This window comes from Ideonella paludis (genome assembly GCF_018069865.1).
Lineage (GTDB): Bacteria > Pseudomonadota > Gammaproteobacteria > Burkholderiales > Burkholderiaceae_C > Ideonella > Ideonella paludis.
On sequence record NZ_JAGQDG010000001.1, the window covers coordinates 738,664 to 764,126 of the forward strand.

The window sequence follows — 25,463 nt, forward strand, 5'->3', positions numbered from 1 at the left end:
CTGCGCTCTTGAAGATCCGAGGCCCCTATGTATCAAGTCACTCACATTCATGCACAACCCTCCTACACGGCCACTCCTGTCGTGTCGACTGGCGCGGAACTGGTCGAGCTGGACATGGCGGCCCTGCAATGCGTGGCCGGTGGCCTCGCGGCGTCTGCAGGAGAAAGCACCGAGCTGCCTTACCGCGGCTGGAGCAGCGGCGGCAACGACTCGCTGCCCTATCGCGGCTGGTAATGGGTTGGTAGCGGCGCGGGCTGCTTGCAGCCGGAGCGCGCCGCCATGAGTTTTTTTCGTCCCGAATCCCTCCACAGCCGGCGTCAGGCCTGGTTGGGCTCCATCCATGTGATGCAGCCTCTGGGCTTGGCTTGGCTGACCTTTGGGGTGCTGGCGACGCTTGTCGCCGTCAGCACCTTTCTTTTTCTAGGTGAGTTGCCGCGCACCACGCGTTTGACCGGGCTGGTGGTGCCGCAAAAGGGGTGGGTTCGGGTCGTGCCGCCGGTGGCCGGGCGCTTGCTGGCGGTGGAGGTCGAAGAGGGGCAGCGTGTGGCCGAAGGGGCCGCGCTGTTCACGCTGGAGGTCGTCTCTCCTCAATGGGGCGAGGCGACGTCGTTGGGGCTGCGGCAGAGCTTTGAGGCTCGGCGCCGCAGCTTGGACGAAGCGGGCAAGCAGTCGCAGATGCTGCTGCTCGAACAGTCCAAAGGGTTGGCGCAGCGCTTGGCCGCTGCCCGCCGTGAAGCTGCCGTGTTGGCCACTCAGTCAGCCCTGCAGCAGCAGCGGCAGGCATTGGCAGAGCGAGCGGTGGCGCGGCTCGAGACACTGGTTGCGGAGCAGTTTGTTTCAGCAGCTCAGGTTCAAGAAAAAACAGGGGAGCTACTGAGCAGTAGGGCGGAGGGCGCGGCGATCGCCCGCCAGCGCGAGGCGCTGGATGCGGAGATCGCTGCGCTGGAAGCCCAAGCCCGCCAGTTGCCGCTGCTCGCCGCCCAACGTCTGGGTGAGTTGGAGCGCGAACATGGCGAGTTGGCCGAGTTGGCGACCCGCGAAAGCGGCAGCCAAGCGCCGCGTCGTGTGGCGGTGCAAGCGCCTGTTGCAGGCACCCTCTCAGCCGTTCATGCCAGCCGGGGCCAAGCCGTGTCGCCGGATGCTGCGGTGCTGACCTTGACGCCCGAGGGCGAGCCCTTGGTGGCCTATCTCTATGCGCCCTCCAGTGCTTTGGGCTTTGTGCGGGTGGGCCAAGCCGTGAAGCTGCGGGTCCAGGCCTTTCCCCATCAAAAATTTGGCTGGCTGCCCGGGCAAGTGTCCGCGGTGGCTCAAGCTTCAGCCCAGGCCGAGGAGCTGGCCCAGGTGGCCGGGTTGGGGCGCGGCGCGGCGGTCGAGCCGCTCTATCGCATCACGGTGGCCCTGCGCCAGACGAATCTGACCGCTGCAGGTGCTGCGCGCCCGCTGCGCGCCGGCATGCAGTTGGAGGCCGACGTGGTGCTGGAGCAGCGGCGCCTGGTTGAGTGGCTGTTTGAGCCACTCTTGGCCTGGGCTCGGCGATGAGGACGGCAGGATGAGCTTGTCTGCTGCCGACCCGTCCCGGCTGAACCTCGGCTGGCGCCGCTCCACCGTGCCGATGGTGTTGCAAACCGAGGCGGCCGAATGTGGCCTGGCCTGCTTGGCCATGGTGGCCAGCGCACATGGCTTGCGGGTGGACCTGCCCGCTTTGCGGGCACGCTTTCGCATCTCCATGAAGGGTTGCACGGCGGCCGACCTGGCGCAGATGGGCCAGAGCCTGGGCTTGGCACCCCGGGCCTTGCGGGCGGAGTTGGTGCATCTGCCGCAGCTCAAATTGCCCTGTATCTTGCATTGGGACCTGAACCATTTTGTGGTGTTGGTCAGTGTCAAGGGCGATGAGCTGACGGTGCACGACCCCGCGCGTGGCATTCGTCGCTTGAGCGCGGCGGAGCTCTCGCCGCATTTCACCGGCGTGGTGTTGGAGTTCACTCCCACGCCCAGCTTTCGCAGCGGTGATGAGCGCCAGCCTGTGCGCCTGAGGGCGCTGCTGGGCCCGGTGACGGGTTTGCGCCGTGCCTTGGCCCAGGTGCTCTTGCTGGCCTTGGCGCTGGAGCTGTTCGTGATGCTGTCGCCCTTCTTCATGCAGTGGGTGGTGGATGGGGTGTTGGTGAGCGGTGAGCGCCAGCTGTTGCCCACCTTGGCGGTGGGTTTTGGGCTCTTGGTGCTGATCCAAGGCCTGACGGCGGCGGGGCGCTCTTGGGCCGTGTTGCACTTGTCGGCGACCTTGCAGTTGCAGTGGATGGGCCAAGTATTCGCTCATTTACTGCGTTTGCCCATGGCCTGGTTTGAGCGCCGCCACACCGGTGATGTCTGGTCGCGTTTTGGTGCGGTTCAGCAGATTCAAGACAAGCTGACCGGCGCTTTTGCCGAAGGCCTGATTGACGGTGTGATGGTGCTGCTGACCCTGGTGCTGATGCTGGTCTACAGCCCGCTGCTGGCCAGCTTGGCGGTGGGGGCGGTGCTGCTGTATGCCTTGCTGCGCGCGCTGCTGTGGCGCCCGCTGCGCGAGGCGGCTGAGGAGGCCTTGATCCATGAGGCCAAGCGCTCCAGTCACTTTTTAGAGTCCTTACGCGGCATGGGCGCCATCAAGCTGTTCAATGCCGAGGCTTTGCGCCAGTCGGGCTTTATGAACTTGGTGGTGGATGCGATGAATGCCGGGCTCACCGTGCGCAAGCTGGAGCTGGCTTTGGCGGTGGTGCACCGGGTGGTGTTCGGGCTGGAGCGCGTCGGCGTGGTCTGGCTGGGTGCGGTGTTGGTGATGGACCAACACCTGTCGCTGGGCATGTTGTTCGCCTTCATGGCCTACCAAGATGTGTTCGCTCAGCGCACCTCGGCTTTGATCGACAAGGTCCATGAGCTGCGCCTGGTGCGGCTGCAGGCCGAGCGTTTGTCCGACATTGTGTTGACGGCACCGGAGGCGGACGAGCCGGGGGCTTGGGCGGCCAAGCCACCTGACGGGGTGGTGGCGGGTTCGCTGACGCTGCGCGATGTGCACTTTCGCTACTCAGACCTGGAGCCCGAGGTGCTGCGCGGTGTGAGCTTTGAGGTGCAGCCCGGCGAGTCGGTGGCCATTGCCGGGCCGTCTGGCGGCGGCAAGACCACCTTGCTCAAGCTCTTGCTGGGCATCCATGCGCCCAGCCAGGGCGAATTGGTGGTGGACGGCCAGCCGCTGGCTCAGCTGGGTGCCAAGGCCTGGCGGCAGCGGGTCGGGGCGGTGCTGCAAGAGGAGCCCTTGTTCGCGGGCTCGGTGGCCGACAACATCAGCTTCTTTGCGCCGGACGCCGACCCCGCCTGGGTCGAGGAGTGCGCCAAGCTCGCCTCGGTGCACGACGAGATCATGGCCATGCCCATGGGCTATGCCACCTTGGTGGGCGATATGGGGACGGTCTTATCGGCCGGGCAAAAGCAGCGCGTGTTGCTGGCGCGGGCGCTGTACCGGCGGCCCAGCGTGCTGCTGCTGGACGAAGCCACCAGTGCGCTGGACGTGGAGCGGGAGCGGGCGGTGAACGCGGCGGTGGCCGCGCTCAAGCTGACCCGCATCATCGTGGCCCACCGCCCCGAGACCATTGCCAGCGCTGACCGCGTGATCGTGCTGGTGGGCGGGGTGGTGCGCGAAGACAGGCCTATTCGGCCTGTCAATACCAACAGTGAAAGTTAGCGTTTACTCTTGCTTCATCGGGCAGGTGTTGAAGCCCAGCATGGGGTAGAGCGGGCAGAAGCGGGTCAGGCCGGTCAAGAGCGGCACCACGCCGACCCAACCCCAGACACCGATGGTGCCCATCAGGGTCAGCGCAATCAGGATGACGCCCACGGCGATACGGGCAATGCGGTCGATGCCGCCAACATTCAGCTTCATGGAGTACTCCTCGGTGTGAAGCCTGCCAACGCAGCAGGCGATGGATGTACTTTGCGCTGAGATCGGCCGACCGTCTGTGACTGCGGTCACACAGGGCCTTGGGCCAGGTCTCTTAAGGCTTTGGCATCCACCACGGTGATGCGCTCGCGCCCCAGTTGCAGCCAACCGGCTTGCTCAAAGCGCTTGAGCAAGCGCGTCACCATTTCGCGCACCGTGCCCAGCTCGTCGGCCAAGGCCTGGTGGGTGGTGGTGATGGGGCTGCCTCGGCCCAAGAGGCAGGTGGCCAGGCGCTGGTCCAGGCGCTGAAAAGCCACGGCCTCGGCCAAGGCCATCAGGTCGGCGAGGCGGTCGCCAAACACGCCGAACACAAAGGCGCGGAAGGCGGGCTCGGCGACCCAGCGCTCAAAACCGACCTTGTCGATCAACAGCAACTCGGTGGGGGAGGCCGTGAGGCCATGCACCGAAAACGACTGATGCCCAAAGAGGCAGGAGGTGGAGGCGACGCAGACCTCACCGGGCGTGACGCGGTACAGCTCCAGCGAGCGCCCTTGGGGCGAGCCGCGCGCCACCTTGATGTCACCCGAGAGCACCAGCGGAAAGCCCTGGCAGGGCGAGCCCTCATCAAACAGCACCGTGCCTGCGGGGGCTTGGATGGGCAGCACGTGCTGCGCCAAGACCTCCTCCAGCACGGGGGCGGACAGTTGCGACAGCGCCGGGTAGAGCGGCAGCAAGCGGGCCAGCAGGTCGGGGGTGGTGCTCATGGGCGAGGAGGGCGGGTGGGCTGGGTCGCGTGTTCCAAGTGGGTGAGCCAGAGCATAGCGGCTTCACGGCTCTCGCCACACATGGCCACGCTGGGTTGCAAAGAGGCGCACACGGCTGGGCGCTCGGGCTGCCCAAAAATCTGGCACTGGTCTTGATCGTTGAGCTGCACGCAGCGCACCCCAGCCGGCTTGCCGTGGGGCATGCCGGGAATGGGGCTGCTGATGGACGGCGCCGTGCAGCAGGCGGCGCAGTGAGGGCGGCAGTTCATGGGTGCCTTGAATTGTTTCACGTGGAACGCTCGCCGCCGCGCATATTGCCACCCCAGGGAGAAGGCAGGCTTCGTAAAATCAGGGGTTCGCCGGGCCAGTGCGCCTGCGACCGAGTCGACCGAACCCACCGGTCGGGCACTTTGCCCGCCCCGTTTCCCTGTCCAGCTTGGTGCCTTGGGGGCTGTCTGCCCTTTCGCGCACTAGGCATTGTCTGGAGCACGCCCGTGCTGTACCCCAAAGAGTTTGATGTGATTGTTGTCGGCGGTGGCCATGCCGGCACCGAGGCCGCCTTGGCGGCGGCGCGCATGGGCTGTGCCACGCTGCTGCTGAGCCACAACATCGAGACCCTGGGGCAGATGAGCTGCAACCCGTCCATCGGCGGTATTGGCAAAGGGCATTTGGTCAAAGAGGTGGACGCCTTGGGCGGCGCGATGGCCTTGGCCACCGATGAAGCCGGCATCCAGTTCCGCATCTTGAATGGCAGCAAGGGCCCGGCGGTGCGGGCGACCCGCGCCCAGGCGGATCGGGTGATGTACAAGGCTGCCATCCGCCGCATGCTCGAAAACCAGCCCAACTTGTGGCTCTTCCAGCAGGCGGTGGACGACCTGATGGTGGAGGGCGACCGGGTGGTGGGCGCGGTCACCCAGGTGGGGATTCAGTTCAAAGCCCGGGCCGTCGTGTTGACGGCGGGGACGTTCTTGGATGGCCGCATCCATGTGGGCCTGCAAAACCACGCCGGTGGCCGCGCCGGGGACCCGCCCGCGGTGACGCTGTCGGCCCGGCTCAAAGAGCTGAAGCTGCCGCAGGGGCGGCTGAAGACCGGTACGCCGCCGCGCATTGACGGGCGCTCCATGGACTACAGCCAGCTCATCGAGCAGCCCGGCGACCTGGACCCTGTGCCGGTGTTCAGCTTCATGGGCGATGCGGCCATGCACCCGCGCCAGTTGCCGTGCTGGATCACCCACACCAACGAGCGCACGCACGAGATCATCCGCAGCGGCTTTGACCGCAGCCCCATGTTCACCGGCATCATCGAAGGCGTGGGGCCGCGCTACTGCCCCAGCATCGAAGACAAGATCAACCGCTTTGCCGACAAGGACTCGCACCAGATTTTTCTGGAGCCCGAGGGTCTGACGACCCACGAGTTCTACCCCAATGGCATCTCCACTTCGCTGCCTTTTGACATCCAACTGGCGGCCGTGCGCAGCATGCCGGGCCTGGCCAACGCCCACATCCTGCGGCCCGGCTATGCCATTGAGTACGACTACTTTGACCCGCGTGAGCTGAAAGCCAGCTTCGAGACCCGGGCCATCCAAGGCCTGTTCTTTGCGGGTCAGATCAATGGCACCACCGGCTACGAAGAAGCGGCGGCCCAAGGCTTGTTCGCCGGCGTCAACGCAGCACTGCAAACCCAGGGCAAGCCGGCCTTGAGCCTGCGGCGCGACCAGGCCTACCTGGGCGTGCTGGTGGACGACCTGATCACCAAGGGCGTGACCGAGCCCTACCGCATGTTCACCAGCCGGGCAGAGTTCCGCCTGCAACTGCGCGAGGACAATGCCGACGCCCGCTTGACCGAGCTGGGCCGCGAGCTGGGCTTGGTGGACGACGCGCGCTGGGAGGCCTTCAACCGCAAGCGCGACGCTGTTTCACGTGAAACAGAGCGCCTGAAATCGACCTGGGTGCACCCGGCCATCTTGCCGGCACAGCAGGCGGAACGCACGCTGGGCAAAGCCATTGAGCATGAATACACCCTGGCTGATTTGCTGCGCCGCCCCGGCATCAGCTTCGACACTGTGGCCGAGATTGCCGCCATCGCCCGGCCCGAGGCCGGTGTTTCACGTGAAACACTGGTGGCGCAACTGGGCCTGGATTTGGCCCAGGCCGTGATCGAGCAGGTCGAGATTGCCACCAAATACGCCGGCTACATCGACAAACAGGTGGAGGAGGTGGGCCGTGCCCTGGCCTTTGAGCACCTGAAGCTGCCGCCGGACCTGGACTATGCCCAGGTCACCGCCCTGAGCCACGAGGTGCGCCAAAAGCTCAGCCGCCAGCGCCCCGAGACCCTGGGGCAGGCGGCGCGCATCTCGGGCGTCACGCCCGCAGCAGTCTCTTTGCTGCTGGTGCACTTGAAGAAGAAGCGCTTCCCGGGCTTTGCCGATGCAGCGGCCAACTCGCCCAACTCGCCTTATGCGGCCAACCCCAACCCGGCGGCCGCCTGACCCCCAAGAGCGTGGCTAGCAGCGTGGGCGGCAGCGGCATCATCGGCCGCAACGCGCAACAGCCGAGGCTCGCCGGGGCGCAATGGCGTCCCATACTGCCATGCCACCCCGTCGTTGGGCGCTGCTTTCGTTCCCCCTCATGCGCATGTCTTGCGATACTCCCTGAACACTTGCTGCCCATGCTGTGAAGGCCAGGCGCCCACCTCATGACTGAAACTTCCTCTCTGCCACCCCACCCTCAGCGCGCCGGGCTGGCCCAAGGCCTGAACGACTTGGGGCTCAGCCTGCCCGAGGCCACGCAAGCTCAGTTGCTGGCCTACCTCGACCTGCTGGGCCGCTGGAACAAGGTCTACAACCTGACGGCGGTGCGCCGCCCGGAAGAGATGCTGGTGCAGCATCTGCTGGACTGCCTGACCGTGGTGCCGCCGATGAGCCGCGCTCTGGCTGCGCTAGCGGCTCCGCGCATTCTGGATGTCGGCAGTGGTGGGGGCTTGCCGGGCGTGGTGCTGGCCATCCTGAACCCCTCTTGGCAGGTGGCTTGCGTCGACACCGTGGGCAAAAAGGCCAGCTTCATCCGCCAAGTGGCCGCAGAGTTGGGCTTGAAGAATCTTCAGGCCCTTCATGCCCGGGTGGAGACCTTGGACGGCCCCGGCTACGACATGATCACCTCGCGGGCCTTTGCCTCACTGGAGGACTTTGTCTCTCTGACCGCCAGCCTGCTGGCCCCCGGTGGGTTCTGGTGCGCGATGAAGGCCAAGCTGACTTCAGAAGAAAAAGCCGCTGTGGCGGCAGACGTGTTCCACGTGGAACCGCTGCAGGTGCCACAGTTGGACGCCGAGCGCTGCTTGGTCTGGATGCGGCCGCGCTGAGATCGCCCACAGCGTATCCCCAGCCTGTCCCCACGCCATACAGCATTTGCCCACAGCTTTATCCACAGGATCTCTATGTTCCCCACAGGCTTTTTTGGCCCCTTCATGGGCATTGCGGACTACGGCACGTTTTGCAGCGCGGTCTTGCTCTTCTTGGCCCTGCCGGGGCCGGGGACCTTTGCCTTGCTCACCTCCACCGCCAAGGGCGGCTTCAAGGCCGGGGCGGGGGCAACCTTCGGCATCATCGTGGGTGACCAGGTTTTGCTGTGGCTGGCGGTGGCCGGCGTGGCGGCCTTGCTGGCGGCCTATCCGGCGGTGTTTGAGGCCGTGCGCTGGGCGGGGGCCGCCTACCTGGCCTGGATCGGCCTGAAGCTGATGTTCGCGCGGGGCGAAGGTGGGGCCAGCCCCATCCACATCGAGCCCCGCCATTACTTTCGCCAGGCCTTGCTGATCACGGTGCTCAACCCCAAGGCCATCGTGTTCTACATGGCCTTCTTCCCTTTGTTCATTGACCCGGCGCACCACCTGGGCCTGCCCACCTTTGCGGTGATGGCGCTCACCATCGCCGCCATCACCGCCGCTTATTGCTTGCTGCTCTGCGCCTTTGCTCAGGCCGTGGCCGAGAAGGTGAGGGCGCATCGCACCGTGGCGCGCTGGCTGGAGCGCCTGGCGGGCCTGTTCTTGGTGGGTTTTGGCGTGCGCTTGCTGCGCGATTGACGTTGACCCCAGCCCGCAGCACCCTGCCAAGCGGCGACAATCTCCCCCTTGCTCGCCACTCGGTGCGCATGCCCTGAACGGACCTCTCAGCCATGGCCTCCCGGATCTTTTGCATTGCCAACCAAAAGGGTGGTGTCGGTAAGACGACCTCCTGTGTGAACCTGGCCGCCGGTCTGGCGCAGGTGGGCCAGCGCGTCTTGCTGGTCGACCTGGACCCGCAGGGCAATGCCACCATGGGCTCGGGCGTGGACAAGCGCACGCTGGAGTCCACGGTCTACGACGTGCTGCTCGAAACCGCGACCGTGGCCGAGGCCCGCGTGCGGGCCGAGAAGGGCGGCTACGACGTGCTGGGCGCCAACCGCGAGTTGGCTGGTGCCGAGGTCGAACTGGTGGGGCTGGAGCACCGCAACGAGCGGCTGCGCCGCGCCCTGAAAGTGGCCGAGAACGAGTACGACTTCGTGCTCATCGACTGCCCGCCGTCGCTCAGCATGCTCACGCTCAACGGCCTGTGCAGCGCGCATGGCGTGATCGTGCCCATGCAGTGCGAGTACTTCGCCCTCGAAGGCCTGACCGACCTGGTCAACACCATCAAGCAGGTGCACGCCAACCTCAACCGCGACCTGCAGCTCATCGGCCTGCTGCGCGTGATGTTCGACCCGCGCATCACCCTGCAAACCCAGGTCAGCGACCAGCTCAAGGCCCACTTCGGCGACAAGGTGTTCAACACCGTCATCCCGCGCAATGTGCGCTTGGCCGAGGCGCCCAGCTATGGCCTGCCCGGCGTGGTCTTTGACCCGGCCTCCAAAGGCGCGCAAGCTTTTGTGGAGTTCGCCAAGGAAATGGTCCGCCGCGAAGGCCAGCGCGCAGCCTGAGGCGGCGCGGAGCCAAAGCTCTGACATTGGGGGGGGGGGGAAAGCCCTTTGGCCCGCGCGAATGCGCTTTGCACGGGTGAGAATAGGGCGCTCAAGAAGACGTCGGGCCGCCTCAAACATTCTTGCGCCTTCAAAGGGCGTCGAGCCAGCACAAGCAAGGCTCTGCGGGGCGGCTACTTTTGGGAGCCCACTTCATGTCCGAGACAAGGTCCTCACGCCTAGAGATTCGCCGTGCCCACCTGGGCCTGTTGTTTGCCGCCACGCTGGCGCTTTCTGCCTGTGGCGGTGGGGGCAGCAATGCCGGCGAGCAAGTCTTGGGCACCTCACCCAGCCCCAGCCCGGTTGCGCCGGTGCCCAGCCCACCGCCGGCCGCGGCTGTGGCGCAAAGCTGCGCCCCCACCAACCCCTATCGCGCCGACGCGACCAGCGCCACCACCGTGGGCACGCTGGCGGGTGAAAAGGCCTGGGCCAAGTCCTATATGGAGCAGGCCTATCTGTGGTGGGAAGAGATCCCCTCCGTGAATGCCAATGCGGCCGCCTACAGCGACACCTCCAAAGTCGCCGAGTCGCTGGACGCCTATTTCAGGGCGCTGAAGTCGCCTCTGATCACCGCGTCGGGCAAGCCCAAAGACGAGTTCACCTTCACCTATCCCACCAAGGCCTGGAACGACCGCTCCCAAAGCGGCGCCGTCTCGGGCTATGGCATTGAATGGCAGTTCACCTCGCCCTTCCCGCCGCGCGGCATCCGCGTGGCCTATGTGGAGCCCAACTCCCCGGCCTCTGCGGCAGGCGTGCGCCGGGGTGACACCTTGGTGTCGGTCGATGGTGTCAGCGCCGATGTCAACACACAGGCCGGTATCGATGTCTTGAATGCAGCCCTGTCGCCCAGCGCCAACGGCAGCCCTCACGCCTTTGTGTTGGCGCCTGTGACGGGCGGCACTCGCAACGTCAACCTGACCAGCGCCACGGTCGTCACCACCCCGGTGCTCAACACCCAGGTGCTGACCACCGGCGGTGGCCGCCGCGTGGGCTACATCCTCTTCAACGCCCACATCGCCAGTGCCGAGGGCCAGCTCATCACGGCCGTCAACACCCTGCGTGACTCGGCGGTGCAAGACCTGGTGCTGGACCTGCGCTACAACGGCGGCGGCTATCTCTACCTCGCCAGTCAGTTGGCCTATATGGTGGCCGGTTCCAGCCGCACCTCGGGCCAGGTGTTTGAGCAACTGCAGTACAACAGCAAGCGCAGCGCCGAGACCAACAGCGACAGGGCCCGCACGCCCTTCTTTGACACCTCGTGCTACCTGGACAGCAACTTCCAATGCCCGCGTCAGGAGCCCTTGCCCACCCTCAATCTCAGCCGCGTGTTTGTGCTCACCAGCCCCGGCACCTGCTCGGCCAGCGAGTCCATCATCAACGGCCTGCGTGGTGTGAATGTGGAGGTGGTGCTGATCGGCGACACCACCTGCGGCAAGCCCTACGGCTTCACCGCCAAGGACAACTGCGGCATCTCCTACTTCCCCATTGAGTTCAAGGGCACCAACGCCAAGGGCTTTGGCGACTATGCCGACGGCTTCAAAGCCACCTGCCCGGCGGCGGACGACCTCAGCCGCGCCTTGGGCGACCCCGCCGAAGGCCAATTGGCGGCCGCGCTCTACCGGGTGGACAACGGTGTGTGCAACCCGGTGGCCGCGCGCTCCTCGCCTCTTGCGGCGGGCAGCACCGCGCCCAAGAGCCGCATTCTGCGCGGCCCTGAGCGCGAGAACCGCTTCCTGCTGCCGCGCTGAAGCCCTCAGCGTGTGGCATGAAAAAGGGGTCCTGCGGGACCCCTTTTGTTGGGCGCTCGGCGCCCCTTTCATCAGACAGACTGTCTAGCGGCGGCGCACCCCGCTCAGAGCCCCAGCCCTTCGTCCAGCCCCAGGTGCACATTCATGCACTGCACGGCCGCACCGCTGGCGCCCTTGCCCAGGTTGTCCTCGCGGGCCATCAGCAGCACTTGGGTGGCGCTGGCAAACACAAACACATCGACCCGGTTGGTGTTGTTGCAGGCCTGCACATCAAAGAAGCCACCTTCCAGCGTGGCCGCATCCGACAGCGGCATGACCCGCACAAAACGCTCGCCCGCATAGTGGCGCTCATAGGCCGCCTGGATCTTCTCGGGCGTGGTGCCGGCGGCAAATTGAGACAGATGTAAGGGCACACTGACAGCCAAGCCCTTGTAGAACGGACCCACCACCGGCATGAACACCGGCGGCTGCGCCAAGCCGGTTTGCACCATCATCTCGGGCAGGTGTTTGTGGCCCAGGGTCAGGCCATAGGGGCGGGGCGCTTGCAGCAGCGGGTCGCCACCGGCTTCGTACTGCTCGATCATCTTCTTGCCGCCACCCGAATAACCCGTCAGCGAGGTGGCCGAGACGGGGGTGTCGGGCGCGATCAGCCCGGCGTCCACCAGCGGGCGCAGCAGCACGATGAAGGCCGTGGCATGGCAGCCGGGGTTGGCAATGCGCTTGGCCGCGCGGATGGCGTCGCGCTGCCCGGCGCACAGCTCAGGCAGGCCATAGGTCCAGCCAGGCACCGTGCGGTGGGCGGTGCTGGCGTCGATCAAGCAGGTGCGGGGGTTGGTGATCATGGCCGCCGCTTCGCGCGAGGCCGCGTCGGGCAGGCACAGAAAGGCCACATCGGCGGCGTTCAGCAGGCGGGCGCGCTCGGCCGGGTCTTTGCGCAGCTCGGGCGCAATGCGCAGCACCTCCACATCGCCGCGTTCGGCCAGGACCTCATGGATGCGCAGGCCGGTCGTGCCCTCTTGACCATCCACATACACCTTCGTCATATCGCTTCTTCCTTCGTCAACAATCCGAACCATTGCACAGCATACGGCATGCCGCCTTCAAACCCATGACGAACACCACCCCTCGCGTTTTGCTGTTGCCCGGATGGCAGAACTCCGGCCCCAGCCATTGGCAAAGCCGCTGGGAGGCGCTGTATGGCGACCAGCGCGTGCTGCAAGATGATTGGATGTGGCCCAAACGCGGCGACTGGATGATGCAGCTCGACGAAGCCCTGCTGGCCCAGCCCGGCCCCGTGGTGCTGGTGGCCCACAGCCTGGGCTGTCAGTTGGTGGCGGCTTGGGCGGCGCACTCGCGCCACACGGGCCGCGTGCAGGCGGCCCTCTTGGTGGCCCCGCCCGACATCGAGCGCGACGACGCTCCGCCCCAGATCGCCACCTGGCGCCCCATCGCTCGCCAGCCTCTGCCCTTTGCGGCCGTGGCCCTGATCAGCAGTGACGACCCCTTTTGCGCGCCAGAGCGTGCCCACGCCATGGCCCAGGCCTGGGGGGCGGCGGCGCTGGAGCTGGGCCCCTTGGGCCACATCAATGGCGACTCCGGCCTGGGCGATTGGCCCGAAGGCCGGGCGGTGTTGAACTCCCTGCTGAACACGCCCGACGAGGATGCCGACTGATTGACCGACAATCCACAAATGGCAAGCAAAAAACCCAAGGGACTCGGCCTGGGCCTCGAAGCCCTGCTCGGCCCCAAAGTCACCGACCTCGACGTTGAGCCCACCGCCGGGCCGCAGAGCCCGTCCACGCTCAAGGTCTCGCAGCTGCAGGCCGGCAAGTACCAGCCGCGCACGCGCATGGACGAGGGCTCGCTCTATGAGCTGGCCGAGAGCATCCGCACCCAGGGCATCATGCAGCCCATCCTGGTGCGGCCGCTCAGCGGCAAGGAGGCCGGCGGCGCGGCCCAGTACGAAATCATTGCCGGTGAGCGGCGCTTCAGGGCCTCGCAACTGGCGGGCCTGACCGAGGTGCCGGTGCTGGTCAAGGCGGTGCCCGACGAAGCCGCCGCCGTGATGGCGCTGATTGAAAACATCCAGCGCGAAGACCTGAACCCGCTGGAAGAGGCCCAGGGCCTGAAGCGCCTGATCGACGAGTTTGGCCTGACCCACGAGGCCGCCGCCCAGGCCGTGGGCCGCTCGCGCAGCGCGGCCTCCAACCTGATGCGCTTGCTGCAACTGGCCGAGCCGGTGCAAAAAATGCTGATGGCCGGCGACATCGACATGGGCCATGCCCGTGCGCTGCTGGCCCTGCCTGCCGCACAGCAGATCTTGAGCGCCAACGAGATCGTCGGCAAAAAGCTCTCGGTGCGCGATGCTGAAAAGCTGGTCACCAAGGCCCTGAACCCCGGCCGCCAAACCCCGCTGCTGCGGGTGGCCAAAGACAAGCCCCGCGACATCGTCCGGCTGGAAGAGCAATTGGCCGACGCGCTGACGGCAGACGTGGAAATCCGCGTGCAGCGCAAAACCAAGCGCGGCGAGCAAGGCGAGATCGCCATCCGCTTCAGCTCTTTGGATGAGTTGAACGGCCTGCTCGACAAGCTGGGTGTGACCGAGCGCTGAGCGGCCCTATCGGCTCCTGCGGCCTCTGCGGCCGATAAGGTCAGAACTCGCTCAGGGTTTGGTCATGACTTCGCGGCGCCCAGCCGCAACACTGCATTCCAAGGTGGCCGAGGTCTTCGGATCGGGTCACCCACCCCCAGGAAGCAGTAGATGAAGTTCATGACTTTGCCCCATCGTCTCCGATCATCAGCGCCAGAGAGTGCGCCGCCGAGCGTCGCTCCGCTCAGCCCTGGCCAGCGGCTGGCGCAGTTGACCGAGGCCTTTCGGCCGCAGGTTCGCCGCGCAGAGCCCGACGCCATGTTCAAGCAGATGACGCGCTCCGCGCTTTCACCCACGGTGCTGGAGGCGTGGAGCCAACTGATGTTGCGCGTGTCCGAGCTGCATGACCAGGTCGATGCGGCCCAGGAGGAACTGGAAGCACTGCGCCTGGATGAACATGACACGCTGCAGAGCATGGACGTGTTGGTGCGCGCCCAGTGGGCCACCCTGCAGACGCGGTTCACGCATGTCACGCTGGCGCCTGAGCCTTTGGGCAGCCTGCGCGTGGTGCCGTCGATGGCGGCTGCGGCCTGGTGCCAAATGCTGGAGTTTGTGGCGGGCTCGGCCATGCCGGGTCAGCGGCGGCGCTTGTGTGTGCAACGCCGCGACACCCCTCAAGGCTCGGTGTTTGATTTGTTCTTGAACGAGCCCAATGTGGCGGGTGCGCGCCTTCCGGAGGACCCCGGTCGTCCGCCAGGCCTGGACCAGCTCTTGATCCGCGCGACGGCCGCGGCCAGTGGGGGTGACGCCCGCATCAGCGACAGCCCGCAGGGGGCCCGCATTCTCTATGCCGTGATGAAGCCCGGCGAGCGGGTCCTCCAGGAACGACGGGGGCAAGTGGCATGAGCGATACCGAGCGACCTTTTGCAAAGGTGGGCAAATCATGACCGAAGAGCCGGTGACCATGTTGCAGCCCATGCTGTGTCCCCGCACGTTGCGGGTCATGGCAGCCCTGCTGCCCGAGGTGGACGACCTGCAAAGCGAGGCCGATTGGGCAGCGCAAGTCGGCCAGCAACTGCAGGCCTGCGCCGAGGTCTGGGTGCCCGCTGTGTTGCCCAGCCAGTGGCGGCCCTTTCAGCAAGGCCGGTGGCGGCGCTTGTTGGCGCAATGCACGCCCGCCCAGCGCACACGGCTGTGCCTCAAGTTCTCGTTGCCCTCGGCCGGCCCCGCGCTGGTCGACCCGGATGCGGCGACGGAGTGGGCGCATCTGCGCGCGCAAGGTGTGGGCCTGGTGTGGCACGACCTGGCCTGGCCGCAGGGCTGGCCCGAAGGCATTTGGAAAACCTTGAGGCCCGATGCGGTGATCTTGGGTGAGCGGGCTCAAGCCTTGTTGCGCCGAGAGCTGGACGAGGCCCAAGCCACCAAGGCGCTGGAGCGCCAGGTGCACGACATTCAGGCCCAAGGCTTGGCAGTCTGGGCGGGGCCCCTGGCAGACGCGCAAGCGCTCTACCGTGCGCAGCAATTGGGCTGCAGCGGCGTTTGGGGCGAGCTGATCATGCTGCCCATGTCGGTGCCCAGCTTCATGCGCTTGCGCCCCAAGGCCCAGGGCCTTGAGCCGTAATCCTTAATCCCAGAGGCTGTGGCTGATCAGCCCCTTGGGCTCGGGCCAGGGCTGCTTTGCGACACAGGCGGCCAGGCTGCGGTGCAGCCAGGGTACCGGCGCGTCTTGCGCCTGTGTGACCCCTCGCCGCAGCGCAGCCTCTGCGCCCGCCACATCGCCTTGTAGCGCCATGAACCGCGCCCGTACCACCACGGCCGGCAGGTACTCGTCGGCATAGTCCTCGACATCGGCCATCAGCCGCTCCAAGACGGCGGCAGGCCGCGCCTCGGGGTGGCTCATCAGCAGCCAGGCCAAGTCCATGACCGTGTCGATGGACATCATATTGCCCGGCTCTTCCTCGCGCCACAGACGCTCCAGGCCGTCGATGCAGGCCAGCGGCTCGCCCCGCGCCAGCGCGAGAGCGGCATCCAAGCGGCCGCCGGCCATGCGGTCGCGCACATCCATGGCGCGGCGAATCTCCGAAGCCGCGTCCACCAGGCCTTGGCTCAAAAGATGGGCCGCCACGCGGGACTGAAGCTCATGGAAGTTGGTGCGGAAGGCGTCGCATGAGCTCAGCCGCGCCAGCAGCCCGCGTTGAGCCTGCAGGCTGGTTTCATGGTGGCCGCGCCGCCAGGCGATCTCCTCCCACCAAAAGCCCAGGAAATCATCGGCCTGCGGTATCGGCAACTCCGTCGCCCCACGCGCACTGAAGCGCTGATCCAAGCGGTCGATTTCCGCGTTGGCTGCATTCAGGGCCCCCGCGTAGATCAGGGCTTCAATGTGGTTGAACGCAGCCAGGCAAGCCAAGTAGGCGCTGCCAGTGGTCTCAAACACCGCCCAGGCTTGGCGCGCTTGGGCGATAGCGAAATTGAAGCTCTTGCGTTCCGTGTGGATGCTGCTGAGCGCCAGCAACACGCTGCCTTCCAAGATCTCACTGTGGGTGCGGGCCAGCAACTTCTGGGCACGCTCCAGCGTGGTCATGGCTTGGGTCAGCATGCCGCGGCTTTGCAGCACACCGGCCAAATGACAGCGGGCCCGGACCTGCAACACCAAGTCCCGGCTGCTGGCGGCCAAGACCACCGCCGACTCCAATTCTTGGGTGGCGAAGGGCAGCTCATGCTGAAAGTGCGCCACCGAGCCGCTCAGCAAGGCCCAGCGTGCCGGCCACACGGTGCCCTGCAGGCGCATGGCCATTTCACGCCCTTCGTCCAAGCTGCGACGCGCCCCGGCCAAATCGCCCATCACCTGGGCGACGCTGGCCTGCATGAACCGCGCCCGCACCTGCAAGGTCGCGTCCTGACTCCGCTCGGCCAAGCTCCGCCCCAAGACGGCGTGTTGCAGTGCTTCTCGGTAGCTGCCCAAGCGCCGCAGCACATCGGCCAGCTCCACATGCACCAGCACCGCGTCGGGGGCCAGCTTGGCCGCCTGTTCGAGCAATGAATGGGCGGTCCGATAGTGGTCGGCCTGCATGGCGTTGGCGGCTCGCGCCAACAGCTCCAAAACCTCGGTGGACAGAGGCTGGGTGGCATCGATGGCTGCGGGGTACTTGCTGAGCCACTGCATCGCGCGGCGCGCCAACTCAGCCACATCCGGCCCCTCCACCAAGCCCTGCAGGGTGGTCAACCCGGCACGGTGAACCGTCATGCTCAGCGCCAACATGCCGCTGCTGACGCGGTGCAGCCGCGAGCTCACCACATCGCCCAAACCCAGCATCTCTCTGAGGTGCTGACAGCGCTCGGTCAGCGCCCACTGGGGCTGGTCGGCCGACGCGACTTGCTGCGCATCCGCCACCTGCATTTGGCCTTGCGCGCTCACCAGGTGGCCGATCAGCGCAGGCAAGCCATGCACGGCCCAGGCCAGGCTGGCATCGCCGGTGTCATTGCTCAGAGGCAGCAGGCCCAGCAAGGCGGGGCCAGCGGCAGGGCTGGGGCTTGCCGCCGGGGCCGGGGCGGCTTGATGGCTGATGGCCGCCACAAAGCGGTAGCCCACGCCATGCACGGTGCGCACCACCGTGGGCTCGCGGCCGTCGTCACCCAGGGCGCGGCGCAGCTTCATCACGGCGCGTGCCAACACCGACTCCGACACATGAACGGTGCCCCACACCTGGGTCAGCAGCTCTTCTTTGGGCACCACGCGCTCCGCATGGTCCATGAGGTAGAGCAAGAGCTCGAAGGATTGGCGTTGCAGCACCACGCGCTGGTCTGCGCGCCACAGCTCGCGGGCTTGGCGGCGGACAACAAAGGGGCCAAAGTGCAGAGCGGGCATCAGTCTCTCACCGCCTCGGTCAATAGGCTGCGCGCTTCAGGCCAAGGCTGCCCTTGCTGCAGCGCCTGCACGGCAGCGCGCACCAAGCGCAGGGACGACTCTGCATGCATTTGCACGATCCGTTGCAGTTCGCTCAAGGCCTCGTGGCGCAGGCCTTGGTGATCCAGATAGCGCGCCCGCACCACGATGGCAGGCAGGTACTCATCACACTCGTCGTCGATGTGGGCCATCAGCGACTCCAGCTCTTGCGGCAGCCCTTGGGCCAAAGCCAACCAAGCCAAGTCAATGGCTGCATCCATGCGCATGGCGGCGTGGCTGGGGCCGCTGTTCCAGGCCTCGCGAAGCACCTGCACGCCCAGGTCGACCTGCCCAGACGCCAAGGCCTGCATGGCCTGCAGACGGGCCTGCAGCAAAGGGTCACCATTCAGGCGGAGCTGGGCTTGCACCTCGGCGGCCTGCGCATGTGAATCCAGGCTGAGGCATTGAGACAGCACACGCATCTGAAGCGACAGCACCACCCCGCTCAAATACTCAGATTGCAAGGCGGCAGCCAAGGCCTTGATGGATCGCTTGAGGCTCTCGGCATGCTCACCTCGTAGCCACTGAATTTGCGCCAGACGCAGCGGCATCAGCAGGTCGACATCGGGCAAGGGCAGCGCGCCCTTGGCTCGCCATGCTTGCGCATCGTCCATCAACTCAAGCGCGTCTTGCTCGGCCTGCCGCAATTGCCCCAATTCGGTCAAAACTTCAACGCGCGTGGCTCGGCAGTACCAGACGGTGTAGGCGTGGCCCACCCGCTCATAGACGGCACGAACCTGCTCCAGTTGCGCCAAGGTCAAGGTGAAGTAGCGACGGCGCTTGTTCAGCGCGGCAAAGTAAAGTTGAACGCTGGCACGGGTGGGCTCGGCATTGATGCGGGTCAGCAACTGCTGTGCACGCTGCAGCAGCTCAGCAGCGCGGGTGACCAGGCCTCGCTGGCCCAACACATCGGCCAAAAGCACCCGCGAGCGAACCTGCAGCAGCACATTGTCACTGCCAGCGAGCAGGCTGACGGCTGACTCCAACTCCGACTGCGCCAGATCAAGCTGACCCATGCTGTGGGCCAGTGAGCCGCTGAAGATGGCCCATTCCGCTCTGTCTTGGCGGCCGGGAACCACCTTGACCAGCGGTGCCGCCAGATCCAGATAGTGCCGAGCGCGCAGCAACTCTCCTCGGGCATGGGCCAGTTTGGCTTGGCTCACCCGCACCTTCAGGGCCAGTGCGGCCGGACGTTGGTCCTCCGGCATGGCCGTGACCAAGGACCAGCTTTGCTCCGCCGCCGCCTCGGCTTGGGCCAACTCGCCCGTGAGACGCAGCACATTGGCCAACTCCAAACCGACCAGTGCTGAGTCAGGGCTCAAGCTCTGGGCCTCACGCAGCAGCGCCAATGCGGTGGCCAAGTGGCCGTGATGCACCTCATGGCTGCTGCGCGCTAGCAACTCCAGCGTGGCCGCTTCGAGCGTCTGCGCACGTTCGGGCGTGGCGGCCCACAGGCTGCTCAGCCAGCGTGCAGCTTGCTCCGCCAAGCCCGGCACGCTGTCGCTGTTGAAGCGCTGCTGCGGCCCCTCAAGCTGGTCGGGGTTGGCATGCACCTGAAGCTGCAATGCGCCAGCTTGGCCGCTCAAGCGGGCCTGCAAAACCCACTGCGCGCCCAGGGCCACCCGCACATTCGCGGCGCGCTCGGGCCAGGTGGCGTGCGGCAGGTCCGCCTGCTGTAACTGCGAGGCGTCCACCAAGCGTACTTGGCCATGGGCGCCCAGCAGATGGCCCAACAGTGCGGGCAAGCCCTCCTGGGCCCAGGCCAGCTCGGGGGCGTCAGGCATCTGCAGGGGCAGCACCGCCAAGCAGATTTGGGGCAGGGTGCTGGGCGCCGCAGTGACGGCGCTGGCCGCACAAGGCTGCGGCGCCACCAGCCAGCGATAGCCCACGCCATGCACGGTGCGCAGCAGCGTGGGCGGTTGCTGCTCGTCACCGATGGCACGGCGCAGCTTCATCACGGCCCGCGCGATCACCGACTCGGTGACCTCGGCCTCGCCCCAGACCTTGCGCAACAGCTCTTCTTTGGGAATGTCGCGCTCAGGATGAGCGACCAAATACAGCAGTACATCGAGCGCTAAGCGCTGGACTTCCACCGGCTCCCCATCGCGCCACAGCTCACGGGTGTGGGGCTGCAGCACGCAGCGGCCAAACCGCAGCGCATGGGCCGGCACTGCAGCAGGGTTTTCTGCGGGGTTCAACGACGACGTCATAAGGGTGATTTATTCTTTTCTGCCCTGAAATCTAAGCGGCTTCAGTGGCGACGGGGCATTTTCTCCGAGATCAAGGCCGGAAACTGGCCACTTATACGCGCATTGGGCTTGGGCTGTTGGAGAGATGCTGTCTTCACAGAGCCGCTGGTGAGTGAGCAAACGCAGTACCGCCGGAAAGCTCTGATGGCGCCCGGGTCCAGTACAGCCGGGACGTCATCAGAACTTCCCTGACGCCCCGCAGCCGCCTTGTGATTTGTTGCGTGGCGCCGTCCTGATCCATCACCCCCAGGAGGCCACCATGGATGTCATCAGCAGTTTTGCCGCCCGCTTCGAGCGCAGCCGCGAAGAGGAAATGTCTCTGGAAGACTACCTCGCCGAGTGCAAGCGCAGCCCGCTGACCTACGCCACCGCCGCCGAGCGCATGCTCAAAGCCATCGGTGAGCCGCAGATGGTAGACACCCGGAACGATCCGCGCCTCTCGCGCATCTTTGCCAACAAGATCATCAAGATCTACCCCGCCTTTGCCGAGTTCTACGGCATGGAAGAGGCCATAGAGCAGGTGGTCAGCTACTTCCGCCATGCGGCCCAAGGCCTGGAGGAAAAGAAGCAAATCCTCTACCTGCTGGGCCCGGTGGGTGGCGGCAAGAGCAGCATTGCCGAACGCCTGAAGGCGCTGATGCAAGAGGTGCCGTTCTATGCCATCAAGGGCTCGCCCGTGAACGAAAGCCCGCTGGGCTTGTTTGATGTGGCCGAAGACGGCCCGCTGCTGGAGCAGGAATACGGCATCCCGCGCCGCTACCTTAACCGCATCATGAGCCCCTGGGCGGTCAAGCGCCTCGAAGAGTACGGCGGTGACATCCGGCAGTTCCGCGTCGTCAAGCGCTATCCCAGCATCTTGAAGCAGATGGGCATTGCCAAGACCGAGCCCGGCGATGAAAACAACCAGGACATCTCCAGCTTGGTGGGCAAGGTCGACATCCGCAAGTTAGAGACCTATGCGCAGGACGACCCCGACGCCTACAGCTACAGCGGGGGCCTGTGCCTGGCCAACCAAGGCTTGCTGGAGTTTGTGGAGATGTTCAAAGCGCCCATCAAGGTGCTCCACCCTCTGCTGACGGCCACGCAAGAAGGCAACTTCAAGGGCACCGAAGGCTTTGGGGCGATTCCCTTTGACGGCGTGGTGCTGGCCCACAGCAATGAAAGCGAGTGGAAGGCCTTCCGCAACAACAAGAACAACGAAGCGTTCCTGGACCGCATCTACATCGTCAAAGTGCCTTACTGCCTGCGGGTGAGCGAAGAGATCAAGATCTACGAGAAGCTGCTCAAGGGCTCGTCTCTGGCCGGCGCCACCTGCGCACCGGGCACGCTGAAGATGATGAGCCAGTTCGCCATCCTGACCCGTTTGAAGGAGCCGGAGAACTCCAGCCTCTATTCCAAGATGCAGATCTACGACGGCGAGAACCTCAAAGACACCGACCCGCGCGCCAAGAACTACCAGGAGTATCGCGACTACGCCGGGGTGGACGAAGGCATGAGCGGCATCTCCACCCGCTTTGCCTACAAGATCCTTTCCAAGGTCTTCAACTTCGACAGCACCGAAGTGGCGGCCAATCCGGTGCACCTGATGTATGTGTTAGAGCAGCAGATCGAGCGCGAGCAGTTCCCCGCTGAGACCGAGCAGAAGTACACCGCCTTCATCAAAGAACAGTTGGCCCCGCGCTATGCTGAGTTCATCGGCAAAGAGATCCAGACCGCGTATCTGGAGAGCTATAGCGAGTACGGCCAAAACATTTTTGACCGCTATGTCACCTATGCCGACTACTGGATTCAAGACCAGGAGTACCGCGACACCGACACCGGCGAGGTCTTTGACCGCTCCTCTTTGAACGCCGAGCTGGAGAAGATCGAGAAGCCGGCGGGCATTGCCAACCCCAAGGACTTCCGCAACGAGATCGTCAACTTTGTGCTGCGGGCCCGGGCCAATAACGCGGGCAACAACCCGGTGTGGACCAGCTATGAAAAGCTGCGCTCGGTGATCGAGAAGAAGATGTTCTCCAACACCGAAGAGCTGCTGCCGGTGATCAGCTTCAATGCCAAGGCCAGCGCCGACGAGGCCAAGAAGCACGAAGACTTTGTCGACCGCATGGTGGCCAAGGGCTACACCAGCAAGCAAGTGCGCTTGCTGTGCGAGTGGTACTTGCGCGTCAGGAAGAGCTCCTGAAGACCTCTCCCGCCGCGCCTCGGGCGCGGCGCCCAAAGCGTGTGTGCCAGGTGGCCCGGCCCAGCCGGTGCCACGGCATGCACCCGAACAGGTTGAAGGACAGCACACCATGGCACTTCAGCAAATCATCGACCGCAGGTTGGCCGGCAAGAACAAGTCCATCGGCAACCGCGAGCGCTTTTTGAAGCGCTACAAAGACAAGATCCGCGACGCGGTGAAGCGCGCGGTGGACGGCCGCGGCATTCGCGACCTGGAGCGCGGCGAAGAGGTTCATATTCCCAAGAAGGACCTCTCCGAGCCCGTCTTCCACCACGGCCAAGGCGGCCAGCGCGATGTGGTGCACACCGGCAACAAAGAATATGTGACGGGCGACCACATCGAGCGCCCGCAAGGCGGCGGTGGCAAGGGCTCGGGCAAGGGCCAGGCCAGCGACTCGGGCGAGGGCGAAGACGACTTTGCCTTTGCGCTCAGCAAAGAAGAATTCATGCAGGTCTTTTTTGAAGACCTGGCCTTGCCCCGCCTGCTGCGCACCCAACTGGCCGAGGTGCCCGAATACAAAACCCACCGCGCGGGCTACAGCAGCGACGGCACGCCCAACAACCTGCACATCGTGCGCTCCATGCGCGGCGCCTATGGCCGCCGGCTGGCGCTGGGCGGAGAAGCCCGCCGCGAGCTGCGGGAGCTGGAAGAAAAGGTCTCTAACCTCAAGCGTTACCACGCCGACGACCCGGTGGCCCAGCGCGAGGTGCAAGAAGCCCAGGCCCGCATCGCCGAGCTGCGCGCCCGGCTCGACCGCATTCCTTTTCTCGACCCGATTGACCTGAAGTTCCGCAGCCGCGTGCGCGTGGCCGTGCCCAGCTCCAAGGCGGTGATGTTCTGCCTGATGGATGTCTCGGGCTCGATGGATGAGCAGCGCAAAGAACTCTCCAAGCGCTTCTTCATCTTGCTCTACCTGTTCTTGACCCGCCACTACGAGAAGATCGAGCTGGTCTTCATTCGTCACCACACCCAGGCCCAAGAGGTCAGCGAGGAAGACTTTTTCCATGCCCGCGAGACGGGCGGCACGGTGGTCTCCAGTGCGCTGGAGTTGATGGACCAGATCGTGCGCGAGCGCTACAACCCGACGGAGTGGAACATCTACGGCGCCCAAGCCAGCGATGGCGACAACTGGCACCACGACTCCACCCGCTGCAAAGAGCTGCTGATCAACCGCCTGTTGCCGGCCTGCCGCTACTACGCCTATGTGCAGGTGGCCGAAGAAGAGCAAAACCTCTGGGAAGAGTACGCCAGCCTCGTGGGCGCCCAGCCCAACTTTGCGATGCGCAAGGCCACCGAGGCCTCGGACATCTACCCGGTCTTTCGCGACCTGTTCAAGAAGGAAGGGGCCACCGCATGAGCACCACCCACACCCCCGCCGATGCGCTGCTTGGCGAGGCGCTGCATGGCCCGCTGGTGCCGCCCAGCAGCGAGCCCTTCTCGCAAGACCGCCGCCACACCACGGCCGGGCCGCTGCCGCCCACGGGCGACCGCCGCAAGCCGCGCACGAGCCTGCAAGAACCGCTGCCCTACCTGCCGCGCCCCGACAAGCCCCTGCCTGACCCCAGCGACTGGACCTTTGAGCTCATCGAGCAATACCACGAGGTCATCCAAAAGACAGCCCAGCGCTTTGGCCTGGACACCTACCCGAACCAGTTGGAGATCATCACCGCCGAGCAGATGATGGACGCCTACGCCAGCGTGGGCATGCCGGTGAACTACCGCCACTGGAGCTATGGCAAAGAGTTCATCGCCACCGAGAAGAATTACAAGCGCGGCCACATGGGCCTGGCCTATGAGATCGTCATCAACTCCAACCCCTGCATCAGCTACCTGATGGAAGAAAACACCATGGCCATGCAGGCCCTGGTGATCGCCCATGCGGCCTATGGCCACAACAGCTTCTTCAAAGGCAACTACCTCTTCCGCATGTGGACGGATGCCGCGTCCATCATCGACTACCTGGTCTATGCCCGCAACTACGTGGCCGAGTGCGAGCAGCGCCATGGTGTTGAGACCGTGGAGCTGTTCCTCGACTCCTGCCATGCCCTGCAGAACCACGGTGTGGACCGCTACCGCCGCCCCGCCAAGCGCAGCCTGGCCGAGGAACTGGCCCAGCGCAAAGAGCGCGAGGCCTATGCCCAGCAGCAGATCAACGACCTCTGGCGCACCCTGCCCAAGGCCAAAGAAGACCACGAGGCCACGGCCGCCGCCAAGCGCTTCCCCGCAGAGCCCGAGGAGAACCTGCTTTACTTCATCGAGAAGCACGCCCCGCTCTTGGAGCCCTGGCAGCGCGAGATCATCCGCATCGTGCGCAAGACCGCGCAATACTTTTACCCGCAGCGCCAAACCCAGGTCATGAACGAAGGCTGGGCCACCTTCTGGCACCACAAGCTGCTCAACGAGATGTACGACAACGGCTTCCTCACCGACGGCGTGATGATCGAGTGGCTGACCTCGCACTCCAATGTGGTCTATCAGCCCAAAGTGGGCGACCGCGGCTACAGCGGCTTCAACCCCTATGCGCTGGGCTTTGCCATGTACACCGACATCAAGCGCATCTGCGAAGAGCCCACCGAGGAAGACCGCCGCTGGTTCCCCGACATCGCCGGCAAGCCCTGGCTGCCGGTGCTGGAAGACGCGATGCGCAACTTCAAAGACGAGAGCTTCATCGGCCAGTACCTCAGCCCCAAGCTGATGCGTGACTTCCGCCTCTTTGCCATCCGCGACGACGACCAAAAACCCGACATCACCGTCACCGCCATCCACGACGACGAAGGCTACCGCCGCCTGCGCGAAACCCTGTCACGCCAATACGACCTGGGCACCCGCGAGCCCAACATTCAGGTCTGGAACGTCAACCTGCGCGGCGACCGCAGCCTGACCCTGCGCCACACCCAACACAACAACCGCCCCCTCGACCCAAGCGCCAGCGAAGTCCTCAAACACGTGGCCCGCCTCTGGGGCTTTGGCGTGCAGTTGGAAAGCGTGAACGGCGGCGGTGAGGTGACCGCGCAATGGGCGGTGCCGGCGCCGCAGGGGTGAGTGACGCGCAGTT

At 65.4% G+C, this 25,463-nt stretch carries 21 protein-coding genes; 15 read left to right on the forward strand and 6 right to left on the reverse strand.

What is annotated here, in order from left to right; all coding sequences use genetic code 11:
* Positions 1 to 27 precede the first annotated feature (27 nt).
* The 3 genes from KAK11_RS03375 to KAK11_RS03385 are packed head-to-tail and all read left to right on the forward strand — an operon-like array spanning position 28 to position 3,712.
* The gene (locus KAK11_RS03375; protein ID WP_210806133.1) at positions 28 to 234 is read left to right on the forward strand and encodes a hypothetical protein; all 207 of its coding nucleotides are present in this window, start codon (positions 28 to 30) and stop codon (positions 232 to 234) included.
* A gap of 45 nt (positions 235 to 279) precedes the next feature.
* Positions 280 to 1,539 carry an HlyD family secretion protein gene (locus KAK11_RS03380; protein ID WP_210806135.1) on the forward strand — a complete coding sequence of 420 codons (1,260 nt, stop codon included), beginning with the start codon at positions 280 to 282 and terminating at the stop codon, positions 1,537 to 1,539.
* Between the two features lie 10 nt (positions 1,540 to 1,549).
* Complete coding sequence (locus KAK11_RS03385) at positions 1,550 to 3,712, forward strand: peptidase domain-containing ABC transporter (RefSeq protein ID WP_210806137.1); 2,163 nt, start codon at positions 1,550 to 1,552, stop codon at positions 3,710 to 3,712.
* 3 nt (positions 3,713 to 3,715) lie between these two features.
* Here KAK11_RS03385 and KAK11_RS03390 read toward each other — a convergent pair whose 3' ends face one another.
* From KAK11_RS03390 to KAK11_RS03400, 3 genes are all read right to left on the reverse strand, one after another.
* Positions 3,716 to 3,910 (reverse strand): YgaP family membrane protein, encoded by a 195-nt coding sequence (locus KAK11_RS03390; protein WP_210806139.1) that lies wholly within the window; start codon positions 3,908 to 3,910, stop codon positions 3,716 to 3,718.
* Positions 3,911 to 3,996: 86 nt separating this feature from the next.
* Positions 3,997 to 4,671, reverse strand: coding sequence for a Crp/Fnr family transcriptional regulator (locus tag KAK11_RS03395; protein ID WP_210806141.1), 675 nt, complete (start codon positions 4,669 to 4,671; stop codon positions 3,997 to 3,999).
* Positions 4,668 to 4,940 carry a YkgJ family cysteine cluster protein gene (locus KAK11_RS03400; protein WP_210806143.1) on the reverse strand — a complete coding sequence of 91 codons (273 nt, stop codon included), beginning with the start codon at positions 4,938 to 4,940 and terminating at the stop codon, positions 4,668 to 4,670. The genes KAK11_RS03395 and KAK11_RS03400 overlap by 4 nt, the downstream gene beginning before the upstream one ends.
* 225 nt (positions 4,941 to 5,165) lie before the next feature.
* Here KAK11_RS03400 and mnmG point away from each other — a divergent pair, with 225 nt between their 5' ends.
* The 5 genes from mnmG to KAK11_RS03425 all read left to right on the forward strand — a co-directional run bounded on the left by mnmG (position 5,166) and on the right by KAK11_RS03425 (position 11,405).
* Positions 5,166 to 7,160, forward strand: a complete 1,995-nt coding sequence (gene mnmG / locus KAK11_RS03405) for a tRNA uridine-5-carboxymethylaminomethyl(34) synthesis enzyme MnmG (protein ID WP_210806146.1) — start codon at positions 5,166 to 5,168, stop codon at positions 7,158 to 7,160.
* A gap of 206 nt (positions 7,161 to 7,366) precedes the next feature.
* Positions 7,367 to 8,029, forward strand: a complete 663-nt coding sequence (gene rsmG / locus KAK11_RS03410) for a 16S rRNA (guanine(527)-N(7))-methyltransferase RsmG (protein WP_210806148.1) — start codon at positions 7,367 to 7,369, stop codon at positions 8,027 to 8,029.
* Positions 8,030 to 8,104: 75 nt separating this feature from the next.
* Entirely contained in the window at positions 8,105 to 8,746 is a 642-nt protein-coding gene (locus KAK11_RS03415; protein ID WP_246498254.1) for a LysE family translocator, read from the forward strand.
* 92 nt (positions 8,747 to 8,838) lie between these two features.
* Entirely contained in the window at positions 8,839 to 9,618 is a 780-nt protein-coding gene (locus KAK11_RS03420; RefSeq protein ID WP_210806150.1) for a ParA family protein, read from the forward strand.
* A 194-nt stretch (positions 9,619 to 9,812) separates the two neighbouring features.
* The gene (locus KAK11_RS03425) at positions 9,813 to 11,405 is read left to right on the forward strand and encodes a S41 family peptidase (RefSeq protein ID WP_210806152.1); all 1,593 of its coding nucleotides are present in this window, start codon (positions 9,813 to 9,815) and stop codon (positions 11,403 to 11,405) included.
* Between the two features lie 104 nt (positions 11,406 to 11,509).
* On the opposite strand, the gene argC is transcribed toward KAK11_RS03425, so the two are convergent.
* Positions 11,510 to 12,481, reverse strand: coding sequence for an N-acetyl-gamma-glutamyl-phosphate reductase (gene argC / locus KAK11_RS03430; RefSeq protein ID WP_210806154.1), 972 nt, complete (start codon positions 12,479 to 12,481; stop codon positions 11,510 to 11,512).
* Positions 12,482 to 12,513: 32 nt separating this feature from the next.
* Between argC and KAK11_RS03435 the strand changes: the two genes are divergently transcribed.
* From KAK11_RS03435 to KAK11_RS03450, 4 genes are all read left to right on the forward strand, one after another.
* Positions 12,514 to 13,077: an RBBP9/YdeN family alpha/beta hydrolase gene (locus KAK11_RS03435; RefSeq protein WP_210806156.1), complete on the forward strand. Its 564-nt coding sequence runs from the start codon at positions 12,514 to 12,516 to the stop codon at positions 13,075 to 13,077.
* An 18-nt stretch (positions 13,078 to 13,095) separates the two neighbouring features.
* Positions 13,096 to 14,016, forward strand: a complete 921-nt coding sequence (locus tag KAK11_RS03440) for a ParB/RepB/Spo0J family partition protein (RefSeq protein ID WP_210806158.1) — start codon at positions 13,096 to 13,098, stop codon at positions 14,014 to 14,016.
* Positions 14,017 to 14,166: 150 nt separating this feature from the next.
* Positions 14,167 to 14,901, forward strand: coding sequence for a hypothetical protein (locus KAK11_RS03445; RefSeq protein WP_210806160.1), 735 nt, complete (start codon positions 14,167 to 14,169; stop codon positions 14,899 to 14,901).
* Positions 14,902 to 14,938: 37 nt separating this feature from the next.
* Positions 14,939 to 15,616 carry a hypothetical protein gene (locus KAK11_RS03450; protein WP_210806162.1) on the forward strand — a complete coding sequence of 226 codons (678 nt, stop codon included), beginning with the start codon at positions 14,939 to 14,941 and terminating at the stop codon, positions 15,614 to 15,616.
* A 3-nt stretch (positions 15,617 to 15,619) separates the two neighbouring features.
* On the opposite strand, the gene KAK11_RS03455 is transcribed toward KAK11_RS03450, so the two are convergent.
* Positions 15,620 to 17,860: a winged helix-turn-helix domain-containing protein gene (locus tag KAK11_RS03455; protein WP_210806164.1), complete on the reverse strand. Its 2,241-nt coding sequence runs from the start codon at positions 17,858 to 17,860 to the stop codon at positions 15,620 to 15,622.
* Positions 17,860 to 20,148, reverse strand: coding sequence for a winged helix-turn-helix domain-containing protein (locus tag KAK11_RS03460; RefSeq protein ID WP_210806167.1), 2,289 nt, complete (start codon positions 20,146 to 20,148; stop codon positions 17,860 to 17,862). Before KAK11_RS03460 ends, KAK11_RS03455 begins: the two co-directional genes overlap by 1 nt.
* 298 nt (positions 20,149 to 20,446) lie before the next feature.
* Here KAK11_RS03460 and KAK11_RS03465 point away from each other — a divergent pair, with 298 nt between their 5' ends.
* The 3 genes from KAK11_RS03465 (at position 20,447) to KAK11_RS03475 (ending at position 25,450) form a co-directional block, all read left to right on the forward strand.
* The gene (locus KAK11_RS03465) at positions 20,447 to 22,369 is read left to right on the forward strand and encodes a PrkA family serine protein kinase (protein ID WP_210806169.1); all 1,923 of its coding nucleotides are present in this window, start codon (positions 20,447 to 20,449) and stop codon (positions 22,367 to 22,369) included.
* 109 nt (positions 22,370 to 22,478) lie between these two features.
* On the forward strand, positions 22,479 to 23,765 hold the full coding sequence (locus KAK11_RS03470; RefSeq protein WP_210806171.1) for a YeaH/YhbH family protein: 1,287 nt from the start codon (positions 22,479 to 22,481) through the stop codon (positions 23,763 to 23,765).
* Complete coding sequence (locus tag KAK11_RS03475; protein WP_246498258.1) at positions 23,762 to 25,450, forward strand: SpoVR family protein; 1,689 nt, start codon at positions 23,762 to 23,764, stop codon at positions 25,448 to 25,450. The genes KAK11_RS03470 and KAK11_RS03475 overlap by 4 nt, the downstream gene beginning before the upstream one ends.
* Positions 25,451 to 25,463: the final 13 nt, after the last annotated feature.